Raw genomic sequence first — 19,079 nt, 5'->3', positions numbered from 1 at the left:
GAACCTAGCCTTCCGCGGTCGCCGGTGCGACGTCGCGGATGGCGTCCGCCCACGTGAACGACTGCTCGATCGGGGCGCCGGACCTCGGCACCAGGCGCACGCTCACCCGCACCGGGGTGAAGTCCGCGGGCAGGAACACATCGCCTTCGACCTGCTGGAAGTACTTGAACGAGTACGGCACGCCGGTCGCACCGGGCTGCTGGCGCAGCTCGCCCCAGGCCAGCTTCTGCAGCTTGCCGGCGCGGGTGCCCTCGATGGTGATGCTCAGCTCGCCGGTGCTGACCGCGCCGCGGTTGAGGTTCTGGGTGAGGGTGGTGGTGAAGTGCCAGGCGGTGTCGTTCTGCGGCTGCAGGCGCAGCGCGTGCACGGCCAGGCCGCGGCGCTGGGCGGTGCTGCCGACCAGGCGCTCGTAAAAGGCGACATCGGCGCGCAGCGCGGCGACTTCCTCGTCGCGCTCGGCCAGGGTGCTCTGCAGGTCGCGATTGGCCTCGCGGCTGATCTGGTCGGAGCGGGTCAGGGTGGACACGCGCTGCTGCAGCTGGTCGATCTGGGTCTGCTGCCCGCGCGCGGTGCGCCGGCTCTCGTCGAGGAGCGCCTGCGGGTCACCCGGGGCCGGGGCGAGCACGCGCCACAGTCCCCAGGCACCAAAGCCCAGGGCCAGCACCAGCAACAGGCCGGCGATGGTCACCCAGCGTGTCTGCACCTGCATGACCGGCCACGCCGGCGCCGCCGCGGCGGAGGCAGCGGCGGATTCGCCGGATTGCGCCGGCTCATCGGGACCTTGAACGTCGGGACCTTCAGGATCGGGTTGGGTCATGCCGGTCGCCACTGGATGTCCGGCGACCAGCCTACCGCGCCTGACTGTGACGGTCAGCCCAGCGCGGCGTGCGCGTCCAGATGGCCTTCAGCCAGGGCGTGAGCGTGCGCCTCGGCATGGATCAGGCGACCGGTCAGCACCGAGCCGGCCAGCATTTCGACCACCTGGTAATGGACATTGCCCTGGACACGGGCCTTGGCCGCCAGTTCGACGCGCTCGCTGGCATAGACATCGCCGCTGAGCTGGCCGTTGATCACCACCACCGGCGCGCGCACCTCGCCTTCGATCACGCCCTGCTCGGCCAGCGTCAGCGTGGCCTTCTGCCCGTCCTGCGCGATCACCTTGCCGATGATCCGGCCTTCGACATACAGCCCGCCACTGAACAGCAGGTCGCCGCGGATCACCACCTGCGGCCCGATCAGGGTGTCGACCTGGCCTTCGTGTGCGCCCGTCTTGTTCTTGAACATCAGTCAGTACTTCCGGTTGTTGGCCCGCACTCGCGGGCCGTGTGCTGTGAATTTCTGCTGGCGCTCAGAGGCTGGCAATGGTGCCGCCGTGGCTCCAGCCCAGGCTCTGTTCGATGGCGACGTCGCCGTTCTGCAGCGACACCCGCACCCGTTGCGGCGTGAAGCCGGCCGGCAGCATGACGCTGCCGCCGAGCTGCTGGAAGTAGCGGAACGAGTAGTCCTGCGCCGGCCAGCCGTTGCGCTGGTGCAACTCGTCCCAGCCGATCGAGGCGAGTTTGCCGTCGCGCACGCCTTCGACGTTGAAGCGCAGCTTGCCGCGGCTGATCGCGCCCTTGTTGAGGTTCTGCGTCAGCACGATCTGGTAGCGCCAGGTGCCGCCGGCCTCGGGCGAGAACTGCGCCGAGTGCACGCTGAGCCCCTTGGCCTGGCCGGTGGCGCCGACCAGCCGCTCGTAGAAGGCGATGTTGGAGCGCAGGTCGGAGATTTCTTCTTCGCGCTCGGCCAGTTCGTTCTGCACCTGCTTGTTGGCGACGCGGCTGATCTGGTCCGAACGCGACAGCGTGGCCTCGCGCTGCTCCAGCACCTCGGCCTTCTCGCGCCAGTGGTCGAGCTGGCTGCGGGTGGCGTCGAGCTGCGCGGTCAGTTCCGGCAGCCGCGGTGCGGCGCGCCGTTCGGCACCGACCCAGGCGAGCGTCAGCGAGGCGGCCCAGACGAGGGCCAGCACGGTGGCGATCAGCGGACGCCGGTCGGGGCGTTGCTGGACGATGGTGAAGCGCGGCGGTGGCGCCTTGCGCGGCGGCTTGTTCATCAGCATGCGTGCCGATGGCCTGCGCCACCGGATCCCCTGCCCCTATACTCGAACCACAGTCTAGCGAGGTAAAAGCCGTGACGGATGCGCACCTGTTCGCAATTGGTGTAGTCCTGGCCTGGCTGGCCGGCATCCGGGTCTACCTGACCGTGTTCGGCGTCGGCCTGGCCGGCTTCTTCGGCTGGCTGGACCTGCCCCAGGCCCTGCAGGTCACCGCCTCGCCCTGGGTGCTCGGGGTCTCGGGGGTGCTGGCCGCGGCGGAGTTCTTCGCCGACAAGATCCCCGGGGTGGATTCGGGCTGGGACCTGCTGCACACCCTCCTGCGCGTGCCCGCCGGCGCGTTCCTCGCCGCGGCGACGCTGTCGCCCGACGGCCAGCTCGGAGCCGGTGCCCTGGCGGCCGGTGCCGGCGTCGCCCTGACCAGCCACGTGCTCAAGGCCGGATCGCGCGCATTGCTCAACACCTCGCCCGAACCGGTCAGCAACTGGACCGCGTCGATCACCGAGGACATGGCCACCATCGGCGGGCTTGCGCTGGTGTTCGCCCACCCGTGGATCGCCCTGTCGCTGGTGGTGCTGGTCAGCGTGGTGCTGGCGCTGCTGCTGTGGTGGGTGTGGAGGACGTTGTTCCGGCGCGCGCCTAAGCCTGGGGCTGTGTAGGCCCGATCCCGGGTGCGCTGCGCTTACCCGGGCTACAGGCCGCAAATTCGTTCGTAGCCCGGGTAAGCGAAGCGCACCCGGGTTTCGCACCAATGCCCCCCGTAGCCCGGGTAAGCGAAGCGCACCCGGGATTCGCACGCCTCAAACGCAAACGCCGCCGGTTTTGCCGGCGGCGTTGCGGTGCAGCCGGGCAGCGCCCGTCCTACTCCTCGATCTTGGTCAGCAGGTAGTTCTGCTCGCCGAGGCGCTCGATCAGCGACAGCTGCGTCTCGATCCAGTCGACATGTTCTTCCTCGGAGTCGAGGATGTCGGCGAACAGCTTGCGGCTGACGTAGTCGCCCACGGTCTCGCAGTACTTGATCGCCTCGCGCAGCATCGGCAATGCCTCGAGCTCGAGCGCGAGATCGCAGGCCAGCACTTCGCGCGGGTTCTCGCCGATGCGCAGCTTGCCCAGCGCCTGGAAGTTCGGCAGGCCGTCGAGGAAGAGGATGCGCTCGGACAGCTTGTCCGCATGCTTCATCTCGTCGATCGACTCGTGGTACTCGTGGTCGGCGAGTTCCTTCAGGCCCCAGTTCTTCAGCATCTTGGCGTGCAGGAAGTACTGGTTGATCGCGGTCAGCTCGTTGTAGAGCGCCTTGTTGAGGTATTCGATGACCTTGGCGTCGCCCTTCATGGCCCGGCTCCTTGTGCGTGCAATGGCCGGACTCTACCCCGTTCACACAAGACGTGACGGAACGCGAATCGAGTGCATCCGCGAGCAGGAATCAGTGGCGATTGGGCTTGCGGGCGTGGCCCGCGGCGACGCGTCAGGCGGCTTGCTGCATCACTGCGAACGGCAGTTCGCGTACCGCACGGGCCGCTTCGAGCATGGAGCTGGCCATGTCCAGGCAACTGCCGCAGTTGGCGCCGGCACCGGTACGCATGGTCAGTTCGGTCACACTGCTGCAGCCCGCGTCGGCGGCCTGGCGGATGTCGTGATCGGTAACTCCATTGCAGATGCAGACGTACACGGTGGTCGGGTTCTGGCTGACAGCCGGCTCGGCTGCGGAACCCATTCCGCCATGAATGAGAATGATTGTCAATAAATACGGGCAGTGATTTTCATTAACGCGAGCCCTGCCCGGGCTCGGCCCCGCCGGGACCCCTCCAGCGCGGCCTCTGGCGGTTGCGGGGCTGGGTACGCGGGTCCTGGCAGCGGAACTCCGGGCCCGGTGCCGGCACGGCCTGGGCGCCGGCGACCTCGCGGGCGACGGGGGCCAGGTGGTTGAGGGCGCGGGCGTAGACGCCCCGCTTGAACATCACCACATGGGCCACCGGGTACCAGAAGTCGACCCAGCGCCAATTGTCGAACTCGGGCTTGTCGGTCAGGTCCAGGCGCAGGTCCGACTCCTGGCCGGTCAGGCGCAGCAGGAACCAGACCTGCTTCTGGCCGATGCAGACCAGCCGGTCGTGGCGGCGGATCGCCCGCTGCGGCAGCCGGTAGCGCAGCCAGCCGGGGGTCGCGCCCAGGACCTCGACATGTTCGGGGAGCAGGCCGGTTTCCTCGCGCAACTCGCGATACATGGCCTCCAGCGGCGTCTCGTCGCTGTTCATCCCGCCCTGCGGGAACTGCCAGCCATCGCGATGCACGCGTCGCGCCCAGAACAGGCGTCCGTCGGGGTGCATCAGTACAATGCCGACGTTGGGTCGGTAGCCGTCCGGATCGATCACGATGCGGACTCCTGAATTCACTGTCTCCGACTCTGCCATGCCGTACGCCGGGACGACAAGCTTTGCAAAGCGGCGCCTTCAGGGCGGATCGTCAAAAGACGATTGACGCGGACCCCCTCGGCATGAATAATTCGCGGTTCACCGCGTGGCTATGTAGCTCAGCCGGTTAGAGCACAGCACTCATAATGCTGGGGTCGGTGGTTCGAGTCCACCCATAGCCACCATTCGGTATCCGGTCGCGCCAACGGCGCGGTCCACAACAAACCCCGCCCCGCGCGGGGTTTTTTGTTTTCGCGGCGACGAGCGATCACGGGCTCCGTCGCGCACTTCGCCTGCAGGCAACTTCCCTCTCATGAACGGCTGTCGCGCACTTGCCGGCGCTGTTTTGTCGCGCCCGCTGCCGCGCAATGCCATCACGGCCTTTTCACGGGTCGCGGGCAGAAATGTCGCAGCAATGAATTATCCGGCCTGGACGAACGCGCAAGGAAGCACAGCGTCGCCGAGCCGCTGCCACGCGCACTCATTGAAGGACGATGGAATGACCGCCCCACGACACCACGACCGCCCCGCCATCACAGGCATTGCGCTGGCGGCGGTGACAGCATTGCCGCTTTGCGCAATACCCGTTGTGGCGAACGCTCCGTGATCGCACCGCTGCCTGCGCGCCCCCGCTGCGCAGGCATGCACGAAGGCGGCACGTGGCCGCCCCATTCGAGGAGAACGACATGCGTCATCCCGCGTTGATCACAGGTCTGTGCCTGGCGCTCTCCGCGCCGCTGGCCATGGCCGCCGCTCCGCCGAAGGCCGACAAACCCGCTGCCGCATCTGCCGCCACTCCGGCTGCCACTCCTGCGGTGGACCCGCAGGCCGTCGCCGCGCTGGAGTCGATGGGCAAGTACCTGCGCTCGCTCAAGGATTTCACGGTGCATGCCGACACCACCATCGAACTGGTGACGGACGACTCGCAGAAGCTGCAGTTCCCTGGCACGGTCGACTACAAGGTGCGCGCGCCCGACAAGCTGCAGCTCGACATGCAGACCGATCGCAAGAGCCGGCAGCTGTTCTACGACGGCAAGTCGCTGACGGTGTACGGCCCGAAGGCGAAGTACTACGCCACCGTCGATGCGCCGCCGACGATCCGCGAGATGCTCGGCAGCGTCGAGCAGACGTACGGCATCGAGATGCCGCTGGCGGACCTGTTCCTGTGGGGCACCGACCAGGCACCGACGTCGGCGCTGAAGTCGGCCACGCTAGTCGGGCCGGCCCGCATCGATGGCACGGTGACCAACCAGTACGCATTCCGCCAGGAAGGCGTCGATTGGCAGGTGTGGATCGAGCAAGGCTCCAGGCCACTGCCGCGCCGGCTGGTCATCACCACCACCGATGATCCGGCGCAACCGCAGTACGCCTCCACGCTGACCTGGAACACCGCGGCCGGACTCAAGGACAGCGCCTTCACGTTCACTCCGCCCAAGGACGCGCACCGGATCCAGATGGTTGCGGTCGATGCGGTCGCCGTCGAGGAGAAGTCGCCATGAGCATCCGTCACAACCTCACCGTGCTCGGCATCGGCCTGGGCCTGCTTGCCGGCACCACCGCACTGGCGGCGGTCAGCTTCGATGCCGAAGCCGGACCGCACGCGCGTGGCGGCGCACGCACCAGCGTCAACCATGCGGCTGCGCCTCGCGCCGGCGGCGGCGGCCACGCTGCAAACGTGAACCGTGGCGGCGGCGGCAACGTCAACCGCAATACCAACGTCAACCGCAACACCAACGTCAATCGCAACACCAACATCAACCGCAACACCGACATCGACATCGATGTCGACAACGGCTGGAACCACGGTTGGGACGACCACCCGGTGGCCACCGCCGCCGCCGTCACCGGCGCCGTGGCGCTCACCGCCGCCGCGATCGGATCGATCGTCAACACGGTGCCGCCCAGCTGCGTGACCACGGTGGTCAATGGCGTTGCCTACCAGCAGTGCGGAAGCACCTGGTACCAGCCGCAGTACGCAGGCACCACGGTGCAGTACGTCGTCGTCAATCCGCCCGGCTGAGCCGGGCGGTCAAGCATCCGGGCCATCCCGAACCATCCACGTCTCCTGCACCGAGGTCAGCCATGCGCATCAATCCCATCGTTCCGGTCCTGAGCCTGGTCATTGCCGCGCTCGTCGGGGCGACCGTGCTGGGCGTACCGCAAGTGGCTGCGCAGGGCGCAGCCGCATCGGGGACGGCGGCAGCCGACATCGATGCGCGCCCGTTCCCGCGTGACTTCACCGTCCAGGGCACCAGTTTCAGCGTGCACCAGCCGCAGTACGACAGCTGGGAAGGCAACCAGCTCAAGGGCCGCTTCGTGATGGCGGTGAAGTCCGGTGTCCACACCGGCAAGAGCGGGAAGTCGGAGCCGTCGTACGACTACGGTGTCGTGCAGTTCCAGGCACGCACCGAGATCGACAAGGAAGCGCGCGCGGTGGTGCTGACCGACCTGGAGCTGCCTTCGGCGAGCTTCCCGACCGCCACCGCCAAGCAGGCGCAGTACCTGGACCTGGCGCGCCAGCAATTGAAGACGAAATCGACCCTGACCGTGTCGCTGGACATGCTCGAGTCGGCCTTGGCGATAGCAAAGGTCGACGCGAAAATGCCGGCGTCGCTGCCGGTGAAGAACGATCCGCCCGACATCATCTTCAGCACTTCGCCAGCGGTGCTGCTGCTGGTTGACGGCGAACCGGTGCTCAAGCCCAGCGGCGTTTCGGGCGTGCAACGGGTCATCAACACCCGCTCGCTGCTGCTGCAGCAGGGTGGCAAGTACTACACCAACGTCGCGGGCCACTGGTCTTCGGCGCCCGCGTTGAGCGGCCCGTGGACCGCGGCCGCCAACGTCGACGCATCGCTGACCCAGGCGATGGCGAAGGTCGGCAAGGAGGCCGACACGTTCGACAATCCTCCCGATGCGCTGAAGGAGGACTATGCCGCCGGCCGCGCACCGGACATCTACGTGCGCACGCACCCGTCGGAACTGATCTCGGTGCAGGGCGAACCTCAGTTCGTCGCCATCCCGGGCACTAAGTTGAGCTACATCGACAACACCGGCGCCGACGTGATCCTCGATGGCGCGTCCGACAATGCCTGGTACGTGCTGGTGTCGGGCCGCTGGTTCACCGCCGCCACCGCCAAGGGTCCGTGGCGCTACGTGCCGCCTTCCTCGCTGCCGGCCGAGTTCGCGAAGATCCCGCCGGACAGCCCGAAGAGTGGCGTGCTGGCGTCGATCCCGAACACGCCCGAATCGCGCGAAGCGCTGATCGCCAACGACATCCCGCAGAACGCCACGGTCAAGCGCGACCAGGCCAAACTCAACGTGCAGTACGACGGCGCGCCGCAGTTCGTCTCGATCGGCGGCACGACACTGCAGTACGCGCACAACACCGCCGTGCCGGTGATCAAGGTCGCGGCCAACAGTTTCTTCGCGGTCGACAAGGGCATCTGGTTCACCGCGACCTCGGCGACGGGGCCGTGGACGGTGGCCACCAGCGTGCCGGCGGAGATCTATTCGATCCCGACCAGTTCGCCGCTGCATTACGTCACCTACGTGCGCGTGTACGGCAGCAGCGATGACGAGGTGTATGTGGGGTACACGCCCGGCTATTACGGCACGGTGGTGACCGACAACGTGGTGGTCTATGGCACCGGCTACGCCTGCGACCCGTGGGTCGGCGCGTACTGGTACGGCTGCCCGGCGACGTATGGCATGGGCGTGTACTTCGGCTGGAACGCCTGGGTCGGCTGGACCTTCGGCTACGGCTGGGGCTGGTACGGCGGCTGGTACGGTCCTTACAGCCCCTGGTGGGGCCCGTGGTACGGCCCGGGCTACGGTTGGGGCTACTGGGGCGGTGGCGCCGCAGCGTGGAATGTCTACGGCCACTGGGGCAATGCCGCCGTTCGCGGCACCGCAGCCGCCTGGGCCGATCCGTGGACCGGCAACGTCGGTCGCGCCGGACGCGGTGGTTACTACAACGAAGCCACCGGCGGTCGCGGTGTCGGCCGTGCCGGCGTCAACACCAACATCTACACCGGCACCACGCGCGCCGGCGCGCAGGGCATCCGCTACAACCCGCAGACCGGTCGCGTCGTTGCCGGCAGCGGCGGCGTCGCGGTCAATCCGTACACCGGCCAGGCGGCAGCGGGCGGCAGTCGCACCACGGTCAACACCAACACCGGCCGGGTGACGCAGAGCGCAGGCGGCGCCGTGGCGGGCCCGAATGGCGCAGCCGGTGGCGGCGCATTCAACAGCCAGGGCGATCGCGTCGATGCCAAGGGCGCGGGCGGTTTCCACTACAACTCCAACACCGGCGAGCTCAGTCGCGGCGGCGTGGTCAACGTCAACGACAACGTCTACGCCGGCAAGGACGGCAACGTCTACAAGCACGACGAAAACGGCTGGAGCCAGGTCACGCGCCCCGACTCTTCCAGGAACCTGGGCGGTGAGACGCGCCAGCTGGACAGCGAGCGCATGGCGCGCGACCGCGGCAACGAGCGCATTACCGGCGGCAGCTACGGCGGACGTCCGTCCAACATGGGTTCCGGCGGCAACTACAACCGACCCGCGGGCGGCTACAACCGCCCGGCCGGTGGTTACAACCGACCGGTCGGCGGCTTCCGTCCCAGCATGGGTGGCGGTCGCATGGGCGGCGGCGGGTTCAGGCGGCGGTGATCTAGCGACGGAAATCCGGCGACTCTGACAACAACGGCCGGGGGGCCTGAATGAACAAAACGATTCGTGGATCGATCCTCGCAGCGGCCGTCGGCGCCGCTGCCATCCTCAGCCCGGCACGCGCCACCGAAGGCGCGGTCGGCCGCCCGATCACCGGCCTGCAAGCCGCGTCGTATTCGGGCCTGATTCCGCCCACGCCGGGCTGGAACATGCAGATCGGCTACGCCTACTACTCCGGCGACATCGGCGGCGAGCGCGAGATTCCGATCGGCGGCGTCAGTTCGCTCGGCCTGACCGGCACGTTCGACTTGTTGACGGTCACCGGCCTGTACATCTGGGACACCGGCGAAGGCCATTGGAACTTCGCCTCGATGGCGACGATCCCCTTCGTCTATGTCGAAGCCGATGCCGACGTGCGCCTGGGACCGATCACCGGCACCCGCGGCGACAGCGACAGTGGCCTGTTCGACGCGTTCTTCGCGCCGGTGATCGCCAGCTACCACATCGACCAGCTGCGCCACGTCTCCCTGTCGCTGTACATCTACGCACCGACCGGCGACTACGAAGTCGGGCGCCTGGCCAATCCCAGCCTCAACAACTGGACCTTCTCGCCGACCGTCGGCTACACCCAGCTGTTCCAGAAGGGCACGCTGGAATGGAGCACGACGAGCGCGGTCGACATCTACACCGAGAACGAGGCCACCGACTACCAGAACGGCGCCGTGTTCCGCGTCGATTCGTTGCTGGTCAAGCGCTTCAGCAACGGCTGGGGCATCGGCGGTGTCGGCGGCTGGATCGAACAGATCGAAGACGACGACAGTGCGATCGCCGATCGCCTCGATGGTTTCAAGGGCCGCTCGCTGGCACTGGGACCGATCGCCACCTACGCGAAGAAGTGGGACGGCGGCCAGGTCGAATTCTCGGCGCGCTGGCTCAAGGAGTTCGACGTGAAGAACCGGCTCAAGGGCGATCCGTTCATGCTCTCCGCGAGCATCACGTTCTGAGCGGTCACGCAATGCGCATGGACGCAAGATCATTCGTACTGGCACTGCTGCTTGCCGGCCCTGCACAGGCCGCTTGCGCGCAGGAGGCGGTGGCCCAGCCGGCCGCGCCCGGTCAAGAAGCCGCCCCTGCACCGGCCTCGCAGCTGCTGAAGGACCCGCACGACGACAAGTTCGACATGTCGCGCTGGCTGCTGGACCACCGCGGCTTCCTGCCGGTGCCGATCATCATCACCGACCCTGCGCTGGGCACCGGCGGCGGCGTCGCCCTGACGTTCTTCCAGAGGCCTGCGGGCGCGGCGACCACGCGCACCAGTGCCGACGGGCGCAAGACGATGGTTCCGCCCAACATCTACACCGCCGGCGCCATGCGCACGTCCAATGGCAGCCGGGCCTACTTCGGCGGCGCTTCGCTGCATTTCATGGACGACCGCTGGCGCTACCGCGGCGGCGTGGCCAAGAGCGACATCAACCTGGACTTCTATACGCCCGGGCGATTCCTGCCGCCGCAGAAGATCGGCTACAACACCGACGGCATCATGTCGCTGCAGCAGGTGTTCCGGCGCCTGGGCGAGCAGGACCTGTTCGTCGGGCTGGCGTGGATCTACATGGACCTGGACATCAGCTTCGATGTCGACAGCGATCGCGAGCAGTTCACACCGAAGGAGCTGAGCGAGCGCAGTTCCGGCCTGGGCCTGTCGCTGGAGTTCGACAACCGCGACAACACGTTCACGCCCAACAGCGGATGGCTGGGCATGATCGAAGGCAACTTCTACGACGACCTGATCGGCAGCGACGTCGATTTCCAGAGCTACCGCAGCCACACGTTTGGTTACCTGCCATTCGGCAAGCTGGCGGCAGGCGGCAACCGCTTCGTGCTGGGCGGCCGCGCCGACGTGCGCTGGGCCAACGGCGACATTCCGTTCTACCGGTTGCCGTACATCGACCTGCGCGGCATCGGCTCGGCCCGATACCAGGACACGCGCGCGGCGACGCTGGAAACCGAGCTGCGCTGGAACCTGACGCCGCGCTGGGCCGTCATCGGATTCGTCGGCGGCGGACGCACCTGGGGCCGGCATAACAGCTTCGGCGACGGCCAGACGGAGGTGTCCAAGGGCACCGGCGTGCGCTACCTGCTCGCGCGCCAGCTCGGCCTGTACACCGGCATCGACTACGCCTGGGGCCCGGAGGACGAAACGTTCTATGTGCAGGTCGGCAGTGCGTGGCGCTGACGACAGCAAAGCGCTGTCCTCACGTCGCATTAGCGCCACGTCCGTATCGTCGATCCAGACCCAATGGCCATGGAGCACGCGATGTCCGGACCCCAGGATCGGAAGGATCCACCCATTCATCGCTCTCGCCGATCCGACAACGCCAAGCCCGATGACCGGGGTGCCGGCGAACGCGCGCGACGCAAGCGCCACGAGAGCGACAACCTCGACCAGGCATTGAAAGAGACCTTTCCGGCGAGCGATCCGGTGTCGCCGTTCGTGCCTGCCAAACCGAGGGACTGATTGGCGATGGCCGGCGCGGTGCTGGACCTGATCCTCACCCACAAGCGCGGCGCCCACGAGAAGGCCACGCGACAGTGGGCCGCGAAACGCCTGGCAGAGATCCTGGGCCGTGGCTTCGGCGGCGAGTACTTCGCCGGCAGCGAGGGCGACGAGCCCATCTATGACGAGCCCATCTATTTCGTTCCTGATCGGACGCTGTTGGCGGTCGAAGCAGAACGCGTCGGCATCCACGGTCCGGCGGATCTGTTCGGCGGCGTGGTGCCCTACCCGTTCGTGGCGACCAAGTCGATCACTCATGCGGCGCCGCAGGGCGCACGCGATCTCCCCGAGGGCTGGTCGCATGCGCTCGGCGACGCGCTGGCGCCGTTCGTGCTGCCGGGGCTGACGGTGTTCAACCTGGACGACGCGCGACGCGCCGGGCGCTTGCTGCTGGCCGACGGCATGCCCATCCGCAGCAAGCCCGGTCACGGCATCGGCGGCTCCGGCCAGACGGTCATCGCCAACCCGCAGGAGCTCGACGCGGCCATCGACAGGCTCGATGCCGCTGCCATCGGCGAGGCCGGCCTCGTGCTCGAACGGAACCTGGCGTCGGCCACCACCTACAGTGTCGGCACGCTGACCGTCGGCACGATCGTCCTGTCCTACAGCGGCACGCAGCGGACCACGCGCAACCACGCCGGGCACGAGGTCTACGGCGGCTCGACGCTGCGATGCCTGCGCGGCAATCTCGACGACCTCCTGCGAGCCACCGTCGACGAGCGCCAGCGTCGCGCCGTCGCCGCTTCGATCGGCTACGACCGCGAGGTGGGGCGGGCTTATCCACGGTTCCATGCGTCGCGTCGCAACTACGACATCGTCCATGGCGAGGACGGCGCCGGCGCGGTGCGGTGCGGTGTGCTGGAGCAGTCGTGGCGATTCGGCGGGGCATCGCCGGCAGAGGTGCTGGCGCTGCAGGCGTTCAATGACGATCCCGGACTGCAGGGGATCTGCGTGTCCACCTGCGAGGTCTACGACCTGATCGATGTCCCGCCCGACGCCGAGATATCGTTCCGTGGCGAGGACCCGGTGGTCGGCGCGATCACCAAGTACGGCATTGTCGAAGCCGACGATGCGCCGGCTTGTACCGGCGCCATGGGCAACGCGGTGAAGGACCGCGAGCGTCATGGACATCCGGCTTGAAACCGTCGAGCTCGACGTCGAGGACGAGCGCATCTGCGGCACCGTCCTGTCTCCGGCCGCGCGCCTTCCCGGCGTGCTGTTCGTGCACGGCTGGGGCGGCAGCCAGGAACACGACCTGGTGCGCGCGCGCGAGGCCGCCGGCATCGGCTGCGTCTGCCTGACCTTCGACCTGCGTGGGCACGAGCGCACCGCGCGCCATTGGGAGAACGTCAACCGTCCGCAGAACCTCGCCGACCTGCTCGCCGCCTACGACTGGCTGGTGCGGCGACCGAACGTGGATCCAACGGCGGTAGCGGTGGTCGGCATCAGCTACGGCGGTTACCTGGCCGCGCTGCTGACGGCACTGCGCCCGGTGCACTGGCTGGCGCTGCGCTCGCCGGCGCTCTACAAGGACGAAGGCTGGGACCTGCCCAAACTTCGCCTGCACGTGGACACCGACCTGCGCGCGTACCGTCGCAGCAACCTGCGCTGGGACCAGAACCGCGCCCTGCGCGCCTGCGCGGACTACAAAGGCCATGCATTGCTGGTCGCCGCCGAACACGACGAGATCGTGCCCGAGGCGGTGATCGACAACTACGCCGAAGCCTTCCGCCATGCGCGCTCGCTGACCCGGCGCACGGTTGACGGCGCCGACCACGCCTTCAATGAGAAACCCGCGCAGAAGGCCTACACCGCGATCCTCATCAAGTGGCTGAGCGAGATGATCATGGGTGCGCGCGAGGAGGCCGCCGGCCTGCGCATGCGCGAGCGCGTCAAGGTCGTGGAGCCCTCGCGAAGCTGAGGATCAGCCGCGCGGGCCGCCCATCACCGGCAGGATCACGCCGTTGACGTACGACGCGCACACCGGCGAGGCGAGGAACACGAAGGCGGGCGAGATTTCCTCCGGCTGCGCCGGCCGCCCCATGTCGCTTTCCGCACCGAACTCCGCGACTTCCTTCGCCGACCGGTCGGCCGGATTGAGCGGCGTCCACACCGGCCCCGGCGCCACCGCGTTGACGCGGATGCCGCGCTCGAGCAGGTTGCTCGCCAGCGACTTGGTGAATGCGTGGATCGCACCCTTCGTCGCCGAGTAGTCGAGCAGGTGCTTGCTGCCGAAGATGCCGGTTTCCGAGCCGCAGTTGATGATGCTGCCGCCGCGCTTGATGTGCGGCACGGCAGCGCGCGCCATGTGGAAATAGCCGGCGATGTTGGTCTGCAGGGTTTCCTGCAGGTGCTCGTCGGTCAGGCTCTCCAGGGAATCGCTGTGCTCTTGGAACGCGGCGTTGTTGACGAGGATGTCGAGGCCGTCGAAGGCCTCCACCACGGCTGCCACGGCGGCATTGCAGAACGTCGGATCCTTCACGTCGCCAGGAATCAGCAGGCAGCGCTGGCCTTCCTTCTCGACCTGCTTGCAGGTGACTTCGGCATCGACATGCTCGTTCAGATAGACGATCGCGACGTCGGCGCCTTCGCGCGCGAACAGCACGGCGACCGCGCGGCCGATGCCGGAGTCGCCACCGGTGACCAGGGCGACCAGCCCGTCGAGTTTTCCGCTGCCGCGGTAATCGGGCGCCATGTAGCGCGGCTTGGGTGTCAGCTCGTGCTCGTTGCCGGGCTTGGTCAGGTGCTGGGCAGGCAGCGGGTTCTGCGGCTGCGTGCGCTCTCCGGCCTGCACCGGTTTCTTTTTCTTCGGTTCCTTCTTCGCAGGCTTGCCCTTGTCGCGGGCATCGACCTGCTTCTGGATCCTGCGCTGCCTGGCGACGGTCGCGGATGGTTTCGACGCGACTGGCTTCTTCACGGCCATGCACTGCTCCCGCATATGAAAAACGAAACCCCTCTCCCACGCAGCGCGGGAGAGGGGCAGCGTCGGGTCGCCTTACTTCTTGGCAACCTTCAACGCAGAGGCATCGACGCTCTTGACGCCCTTGATCTTCTTGGCGACGGCGACGGCCTTGTCGGCGCTCGCCTTGTTGTCGACCGTACCGGCCAGCTTGACCGTGCCGTTGACGGTCTCGACATCGATCGTCGTGCCCGGCACGTCGGCGGTGGCCATCAGGTCGGTCTTGACCTTGGTGGTGATCCAGGTGTCGCTTGCAGGCTGCGACGAATCGGCCTCTTCGGCCTCCGTCGTCGCCTTGTCCTGGGCCAGCAGCTGCATCGGCATGGCCAGCGCAACCAGCAGCGATGCGCCTGCGAGCATCGAAAGATTCGTCTTCATTCTCATGCATTGCTCCCGCTTTGATGTGGGCGCCAGTGTGTGTTGCCGCGCCTGTACCGCTGCGTGAAGACGTCGATAACCGCCTGTTGATGCTCGGGCTGGGTTCATGGATGCGAGTTCCGTGTGCATGGCTGCTCATGCGAGGATTCGCGCGTGCCCAGATTCAGCGAGCCCTGACCACGATGACCCGGATAGCCCTTGCCGTTTTGCTGTACTCCGCCGCGTCTTCCGCATTCGCGGCCGATGCCTGCCTCGCGCAGGCGCTGCCGCCGCTCGATGCCGGCGCACTGAAAGGGCAGATCGTGGTGTCGACGCTGGCGCCCGACGGCGCGCGCGAGACACGCGTGCTTGCACCGCCTTCGGCAACGCCGCTGAGGGGCGACGAAGGATTCCGCATCGCCAGCGTGACCAAGACCTACGTCGCCGCCACGGCGCTGCGCCTGCACGAAGCCGGCAAGCTCGACCTGCAGTCCACGATCGACCAGTACCTGCCCGCGCCGTGGCTCGACCTGCTCAAGCGCGATGGCTACAACCCCGGCGAGATCACCGTGCGCCAGCTGCTCAGCCACACTTCGGGGCTGGCCGACCATGCGCAGGCGCCGCAGTTCATCGCCGCGGTCAAGGCCAACCCCGCAACGAAGTGGACGCCGGCGGAAGACGTCGAGCACCTGGTCGAATGGACGCAGCCGGTCGGCAAGCCGGGCGAGAAGTATTCGTACTCCGACACCGGCTACATCCTGCTCGGCGCGATCATCGAGCACGTCAGTGGCCAGACGTTGCCGAAGGCCGTGCGCACGCAGCTGGCGCTGAGTGCCCGCGCCCTGCCCGACACGTACTGGGAGCGCGCGGAACCGGCGCGCGGACGCACGCGCGCGCACCAGTTCTTCGAGGGCGACGACACCCATGACTGGGATCCGTCGATGGATCTGTTCGGCGGCGGCGGCATCGTCGCCACGCCTGCCGACATGGCGACCTTCTTCGACGCCCTGCTGGCGGGACGGGTCTTCAGGAACGGCGCCACGCTGGCGCTGATGCAGTCACCGGTCGGCCTGCCCGCCGAGAGCCCGTATCGGCTGGGACTGCTCACCTACTCCTTCGACGGCGTCGCCGCGACCGGCCATTCCGGGTTCTGGGGGACGCTGGTGGTGCGCGAGCCGCTCTCGGGCCGGACCATCGCCGGCGCCGTCACCCGCCGCGAGGAGTTCGACCAGCTCAAGGCACTGGTCGGACGTTACGTGGGTGCCGCCAACGCCGCCGCCAGGGCCGGCGGCAAGGGCGGATGCGGAGCGCCGCCACGCCCGGAGTAAACTGGGCGGCATGAAGATCTTCAAGGCATTCACCCTGGAGGCAGCGCACCGCCTGCCGAACGTCCCCCCGGGGCACAAGTGCGCGCGCCTGCACGGGCACAGTTTCCGCATCGAGATCCACGTCGAGGGCGAGATCGATGCGCACCTGGGCTGGGTCATGGATTTCAGCGACCTCAAGGCCGCCTTCCAGCCGCTGTACGACCGCCTCGACCACCATTACCTCAACGACATCGACGGCCTCGACAACCCGACCAGCGAACGCCTGGCGGTGTGGATCTGGGACAACCTCAAGCCGTCGCTGCCGCTGCTGTCGGAAGTGGTGGTGCACGAGACCTGCACCTCCGGCTGCCACTACCGCGGCAGCTGACCGCCCGTTATTTCACGGTCGGCCGCAGCAGCGAGCCGAAGGTCAGGTACCACGAGCTCTCGCCATCGTCGTTGCCGCCGTAGGCCAGGAACATCGGCCCCAGCGGTGTGCTGAAGCCGATGAAGAGGCTGCCGGCGAGGATCAGGTCGTCGGTGTCCACCAGGTCCTTGCTGAACCATGCGTTGCCTGTCTCCAGGCTGGCGCCGACGTACATCGGCAACGAGAACAGGCGACTGGTGTTGCCGGTGCGCCGGTACAGCACCGCGCGCGCCAGCACGGTCTGGTTGCCGAACAGCGCACGCTCGTCGAAGCCGGACAGGTTCAGGAACCCGCCGAGGAAGCCCTGCGTCTGGAAGAAGTTGTCGTCTTCCAGCGCGCTGCTGAAACGCGCCCCCAGCAGCAGGTGGTAGCGGCCCCAGGCACGCGCCCAGTCGGCGGTGAGACGGGCGACGTTGCCTTCGACATCCGCGCCCATCACGTCGTAATAGGTTTCCAGGTCGGCGCTGACGCGCGTGCCCTTGGTCGGGAAGTTGATGCTGTCCAGCGTGTCCCAGGTGGCGTTGTAGTCGATGCCGGCGTAACCCTCCTTGCCGCCGGTGAAATCGTTGGGGTTGCCGATCAGCAGGTCGGCGCGGTCGCGGCCGCGCATGAGCTGTGCGGAGATGCGCCATTCCGGCTCCGGCGTATAGCCGGCTTCCAGCGCGACCTCGCGGCGGTTGATGCGGAACTCTGCCAGCTGGTTGCCATTGGCCCATAGCGGCAGCGACTCGTTGCGCAGTTCCAGCGACGGCTTGAGGTAGAACTCGCCGGTCTCGCCGAACGGCTGGTAGAACTCCGACAACAGGCCGGTGATGCGCCCCAGCCGCCCGACGTTTCGCCACTCGGCACCGAGGCTGTTGATGTTGTTGAACGTCAGTTCGGCCGAAACCATGTAGCTGTTGCGGCCGTTGAAGTTGTCGTCGAGCTGGAAGCCGAGCTTGCCGAACGCGCGCCACGGTTTGTCGACCGGGATGATCTCCAGCCCCATCTGGCCATCGTGCTCGGCCAGGCGGTAGTCGATCTGCTGGAAGCGGCCATCGCCGTAGGCGGTGCCCAGGTCCTTCTCGATCTCGTCGACATCGAACGGCTTGCCGAGGTTTTCCGCGACCGCGCGCTCGACCTGGCGGTTGGCCGAGGGCGACTTGACCTTGATCACGTCGAGGAACTGCACCAGCCCCGGGTCGAAACTGCGTTGCCGCTGCGTCTCGCGATATGCGGCATACGTGGCTTCGTCGACCGACATCGTGCGCAGCTGCGGCAGCATGGCTTCGGCGGCGCGTTCACCAATCGCGATCGCTTCGGCGCCGCGGTTGAACTCCGAGGCGGTGATGTCGCCCAGCTCGGGGCGTATCAGCACGTCCTGGTCGGTCAGCGTGGCCAGCTGCGCGCGCACCTTTTCGGCCATCAGCGCGCTGATCATCTGGTCCATGATCGCCAGCGGGTTGGTCAGCGTCGCCTCGGTGTGCAGCGGCGAGCCGACGTCGACCACGATCAGGCGCTGCGCGCCCATTTGCCGCACGACATCGACCGGCACGTTGTCGGCCATGCCGCCGTCGACCAGCAGGCGGTCGTCGATGCGCACCGGCGCGAACGCGCCAGGCACCGACATGCTCGAACGGATCGCCAGGGCGAGGTCGCCCTGGTCGAAGACGACCTTGTCGCCGGTGATGATGTCGGCGGCCACCGCGCGGAACGGCACGGGCAACTGGTCGAAGTCCTTCACGTTCCATGTCGACAGGGTCAGCCGGCGCAGCAGCAGCAACAGTTTCTGGCCCTGCACGATGCCAACGGGCAGCACCACGCGGCCGTCGGCGTAGCCGATCTCCAGGTCGAGCAGGTAACGGAAGTCGGCGTCCTTGCGCCGCATCGGCTGGCCGGCGCGCGGCGGGTCGTCGACGAACATGTCGGCCCAGTCGATGGTGTCGATCAGGGTTTCCATCTCGGCCGGGGTATAGCCGGTGGCATACAGGCCGCCGACGATCGAACCCATGCTGGTGCCGGCGACCCGGCATACCGGGATGCGCTCGCGCTCGAGCACCTTGAGCACGCCGACATGGGCCGAGCCGCGGGCGCCGCCGCCGCCCAGGACCAGGCCGACACAGGGCAGCTGCGGAGGTTGCTGGGCCAGCGCCGAGGTGATGGGGAAAAGCGTCAGCAGGGCCACGGCGGCCAGTGCGCCGAGCACGCGCCGGAAAGCGCCATTCAGGAGACGGGGGCAGGCAGGCACGAGGTCTCGCATCATCGTCTGGTCATCCTGGAAGGCCATGATCCCGGCTGCGGCGCATTCAGACCGTGACACGGGGC

General features: G+C 67.5%; 20 protein-coding genes and 1 tRNA gene. 12 read left to right on the top strand and 9 right to left on the bottom strand.

Annotated elements, in window-relative coordinates; genetic code table 11:
* Nucleotides 1–4 precede the first annotated feature (4 nt).
* From ACFOPO_RS06805 to ACFOPO_RS06795, 3 genes are all read right to left on the bottom strand, one after another.
* Entirely contained in the window at nt 5–817 is an 813-nt protein-coding gene (locus ACFOPO_RS06805) for a DUF6776 family protein (RefSeq protein ID WP_386702214.1), read from the bottom strand.
* 53 nt (nt 818–870) lie between these two features.
* Entirely contained in the window at nt 871–1,284 is a 414-nt protein-coding gene (locus ACFOPO_RS06800) for a polymer-forming cytoskeletal protein (RefSeq protein ID WP_386702212.1), read from the bottom strand.
* 64 nt (nt 1,285–1,348) lie between these two features.
* Nucleotides 1,349–2,092, bottom strand: a complete 744-nt coding sequence (locus tag ACFOPO_RS06795) for a DUF6776 family protein (RefSeq protein WP_386702210.1) — start codon at nt 2,090–2,092, stop codon at nt 1,349–1,351.
* Nucleotides 2,093–2,169: 77 nt separating this feature from the next.
* Between ACFOPO_RS06795 and ACFOPO_RS06790 the strand changes: the two genes are divergently transcribed.
* Nucleotides 2,170–2,751 (top strand): DUF4126 domain-containing protein, encoded by a 582-nt coding sequence (locus ACFOPO_RS06790; RefSeq protein WP_386702208.1) that lies wholly within the window; start codon nt 2,170–2,172, stop codon nt 2,749–2,751.
* Between the two features lie 202 nt (nt 2,752–2,953).
* Here the strand turns inward: ACFOPO_RS06790 and bfr are convergent, their stop codons facing one another.
* The 3 genes from bfr to ACFOPO_RS06775 all read right to left on the bottom strand — a co-directional run bounded on the left by bfr (nt 2,954) and on the right by ACFOPO_RS06775 (nt 4,461).
* Nucleotides 2,954–3,424 carry a bacterioferritin gene (gene bfr, locus ACFOPO_RS06785; RefSeq protein ID WP_158732279.1) on the bottom strand — a complete coding sequence of 157 codons (471 nt, stop codon included), beginning with the start codon at nt 3,422–3,424 and terminating at the stop codon, nt 2,954–2,956.
* A 133-nt stretch (nt 3,425–3,557) separates the two neighbouring features.
* Nucleotides 3,558–3,761 carry a bacterioferritin-associated ferredoxin gene (locus tag ACFOPO_RS06780; RefSeq protein WP_386702679.1) on the bottom strand — a complete coding sequence of 68 codons (204 nt, stop codon included), beginning with the start codon at nt 3,759–3,761 and terminating at the stop codon, nt 3,558–3,560.
* 94 nt (nt 3,762–3,855) lie between these two features.
* The gene (locus ACFOPO_RS06775; RefSeq protein WP_386702205.1) at nt 3,856–4,461 is read right to left on the bottom strand and encodes an RNA pyrophosphohydrolase; all 606 of its coding nucleotides are present in this window, start codon (nt 4,459–4,461) and stop codon (nt 3,856–3,858) included.
* A gap of 147 nt (nt 4,462–4,608) precedes the next feature.
* Between ACFOPO_RS06775 and ACFOPO_RS06770 the strand changes: the two genes are divergently transcribed.
* The 9 genes from ACFOPO_RS06770 (at nt 4,609) to ACFOPO_RS06730 (ending at nt 13,646) form a co-directional block, all read left to right on the top strand.
* Nucleotides 4,609–4,685: transfer RNA gene (locus ACFOPO_RS06770), tRNA-Met, on the top strand.
* Between the two features lie 501 nt (nt 4,686–5,186).
* Entirely contained in the window at nt 5,187–5,999 is an 813-nt protein-coding gene (locus ACFOPO_RS06765) for a DUF2092 domain-containing protein (RefSeq protein ID WP_386702203.1), read from the top strand.
* On the top strand, nt 5,996–6,520 hold the full coding sequence (locus tag ACFOPO_RS06760; RefSeq protein WP_386702201.1) for a hypothetical protein: 525 nt from the start codon (nt 5,996–5,998) through the stop codon (nt 6,518–6,520). The genes ACFOPO_RS06765 and ACFOPO_RS06760 overlap by 4 nt, the downstream gene beginning before the upstream one ends.
* A 62-nt stretch (nt 6,521–6,582) precedes the next feature.
* Complete coding sequence (locus ACFOPO_RS06755; RefSeq protein ID WP_386702199.1) at nt 6,583–9,171, top strand: hypothetical protein; 2,589 nt, start codon at nt 6,583–6,585, stop codon at nt 9,169–9,171.
* Nucleotides 9,172–9,221: 50 nt separating this feature from the next.
* A complete protein-coding gene (locus ACFOPO_RS06750) occupies nt 9,222–10,175 on the top strand; it encodes a transporter (RefSeq protein WP_386702197.1) in 954 nt (317 codons plus the stop codon).
* 17 nt (nt 10,176–10,192) lie between these two features.
* On the top strand, nt 10,193–11,404 hold the full coding sequence (locus ACFOPO_RS06745) for a BamA/TamA family outer membrane protein (RefSeq protein ID WP_386702195.1): 1,212 nt from the start codon (nt 10,193–10,195) through the stop codon (nt 11,402–11,404).
* A gap of 81 nt (nt 11,405–11,485) precedes the next feature.
* Nucleotides 11,486–11,686 (top strand): hypothetical protein, encoded by a 201-nt coding sequence (locus ACFOPO_RS06740; protein ID WP_386702193.1) that lies wholly within the window; start codon nt 11,486–11,488, stop codon nt 11,684–11,686.
* Nucleotides 11,687–11,692: 6 nt separating this feature from the next.
* Nucleotides 11,693–12,865, top strand: coding sequence for a DUF3182 family protein (locus tag ACFOPO_RS06735; protein WP_386702678.1), 1,173 nt, complete (start codon nt 11,693–11,695; stop codon nt 12,863–12,865).
* Nucleotides 12,849–13,646: an alpha/beta hydrolase family protein gene (locus tag ACFOPO_RS06730; protein ID WP_386702191.1), complete on the top strand. Its 798-nt coding sequence runs from the start codon at nt 12,849–12,851 to the stop codon at nt 13,644–13,646. Before ACFOPO_RS06735 ends, ACFOPO_RS06730 begins: the two co-directional genes overlap by 17 nt.
* 3 nt (nt 13,647–13,649) lie before the next feature.
* On the opposite strand, the gene ACFOPO_RS06725 is transcribed toward ACFOPO_RS06730, so the two are convergent.
* The gene (locus ACFOPO_RS06725; RefSeq protein WP_386702189.1) at nt 13,650–14,648 is read right to left on the bottom strand and encodes an SDR family oxidoreductase; all 999 of its coding nucleotides are present in this window, start codon (nt 14,646–14,648) and stop codon (nt 13,650–13,652) included.
* 72 nt (nt 14,649–14,720) lie between these two features.
* Complete coding sequence (locus ACFOPO_RS06720; RefSeq protein WP_386702677.1) at nt 14,721–15,002, bottom strand: BON domain-containing protein; 282 nt, start codon at nt 15,000–15,002, stop codon at nt 14,721–14,723.
* Between the two features lie 242 nt (nt 15,003–15,244).
* Here ACFOPO_RS06720 and ACFOPO_RS06715 point away from each other — a divergent pair, with 242 nt between their 5' ends.
* Nucleotides 15,245–16,369, top strand: coding sequence for a serine hydrolase domain-containing protein (locus ACFOPO_RS06715; protein ID WP_386702187.1), 1,125 nt, complete (start codon nt 15,245–15,247; stop codon nt 16,367–16,369).
* Between the two features lie 10 nt (nt 16,370–16,379).
* Nucleotides 16,380–16,736 carry a 6-carboxytetrahydropterin synthase QueD gene (gene queD / locus ACFOPO_RS06710; RefSeq protein WP_386702185.1) on the top strand — a complete coding sequence of 119 codons (357 nt, stop codon included), beginning with the start codon at nt 16,380–16,382 and terminating at the stop codon, nt 16,734–16,736.
* A gap of 7 nt (nt 16,737–16,743) precedes the next feature.
* Here the strand turns inward: queD and ACFOPO_RS06705 are convergent, their stop codons facing one another.
* Complete coding sequence (locus tag ACFOPO_RS06705; RefSeq protein ID WP_386702183.1) at nt 16,744–19,017, bottom strand: patatin-like phospholipase family protein; 2,274 nt, start codon at nt 19,015–19,017, stop codon at nt 16,744–16,746.
* Nucleotides 19,018–19,079 lie beyond the last annotated feature (62 nt).

Source organism: Lysobacter sp. GCM10012299 (assembly GCF_042649405.1).
In the GTDB taxonomy this organism is placed as follows: Bacteria; Pseudomonadota; Gammaproteobacteria; order Xanthomonadales; family Xanthomonadaceae; genus Lysobacter_J.
Note: the sequence above shows the minus strand (reverse complement) of the source record. Positions and strands in the feature narration are given on the sequence as shown.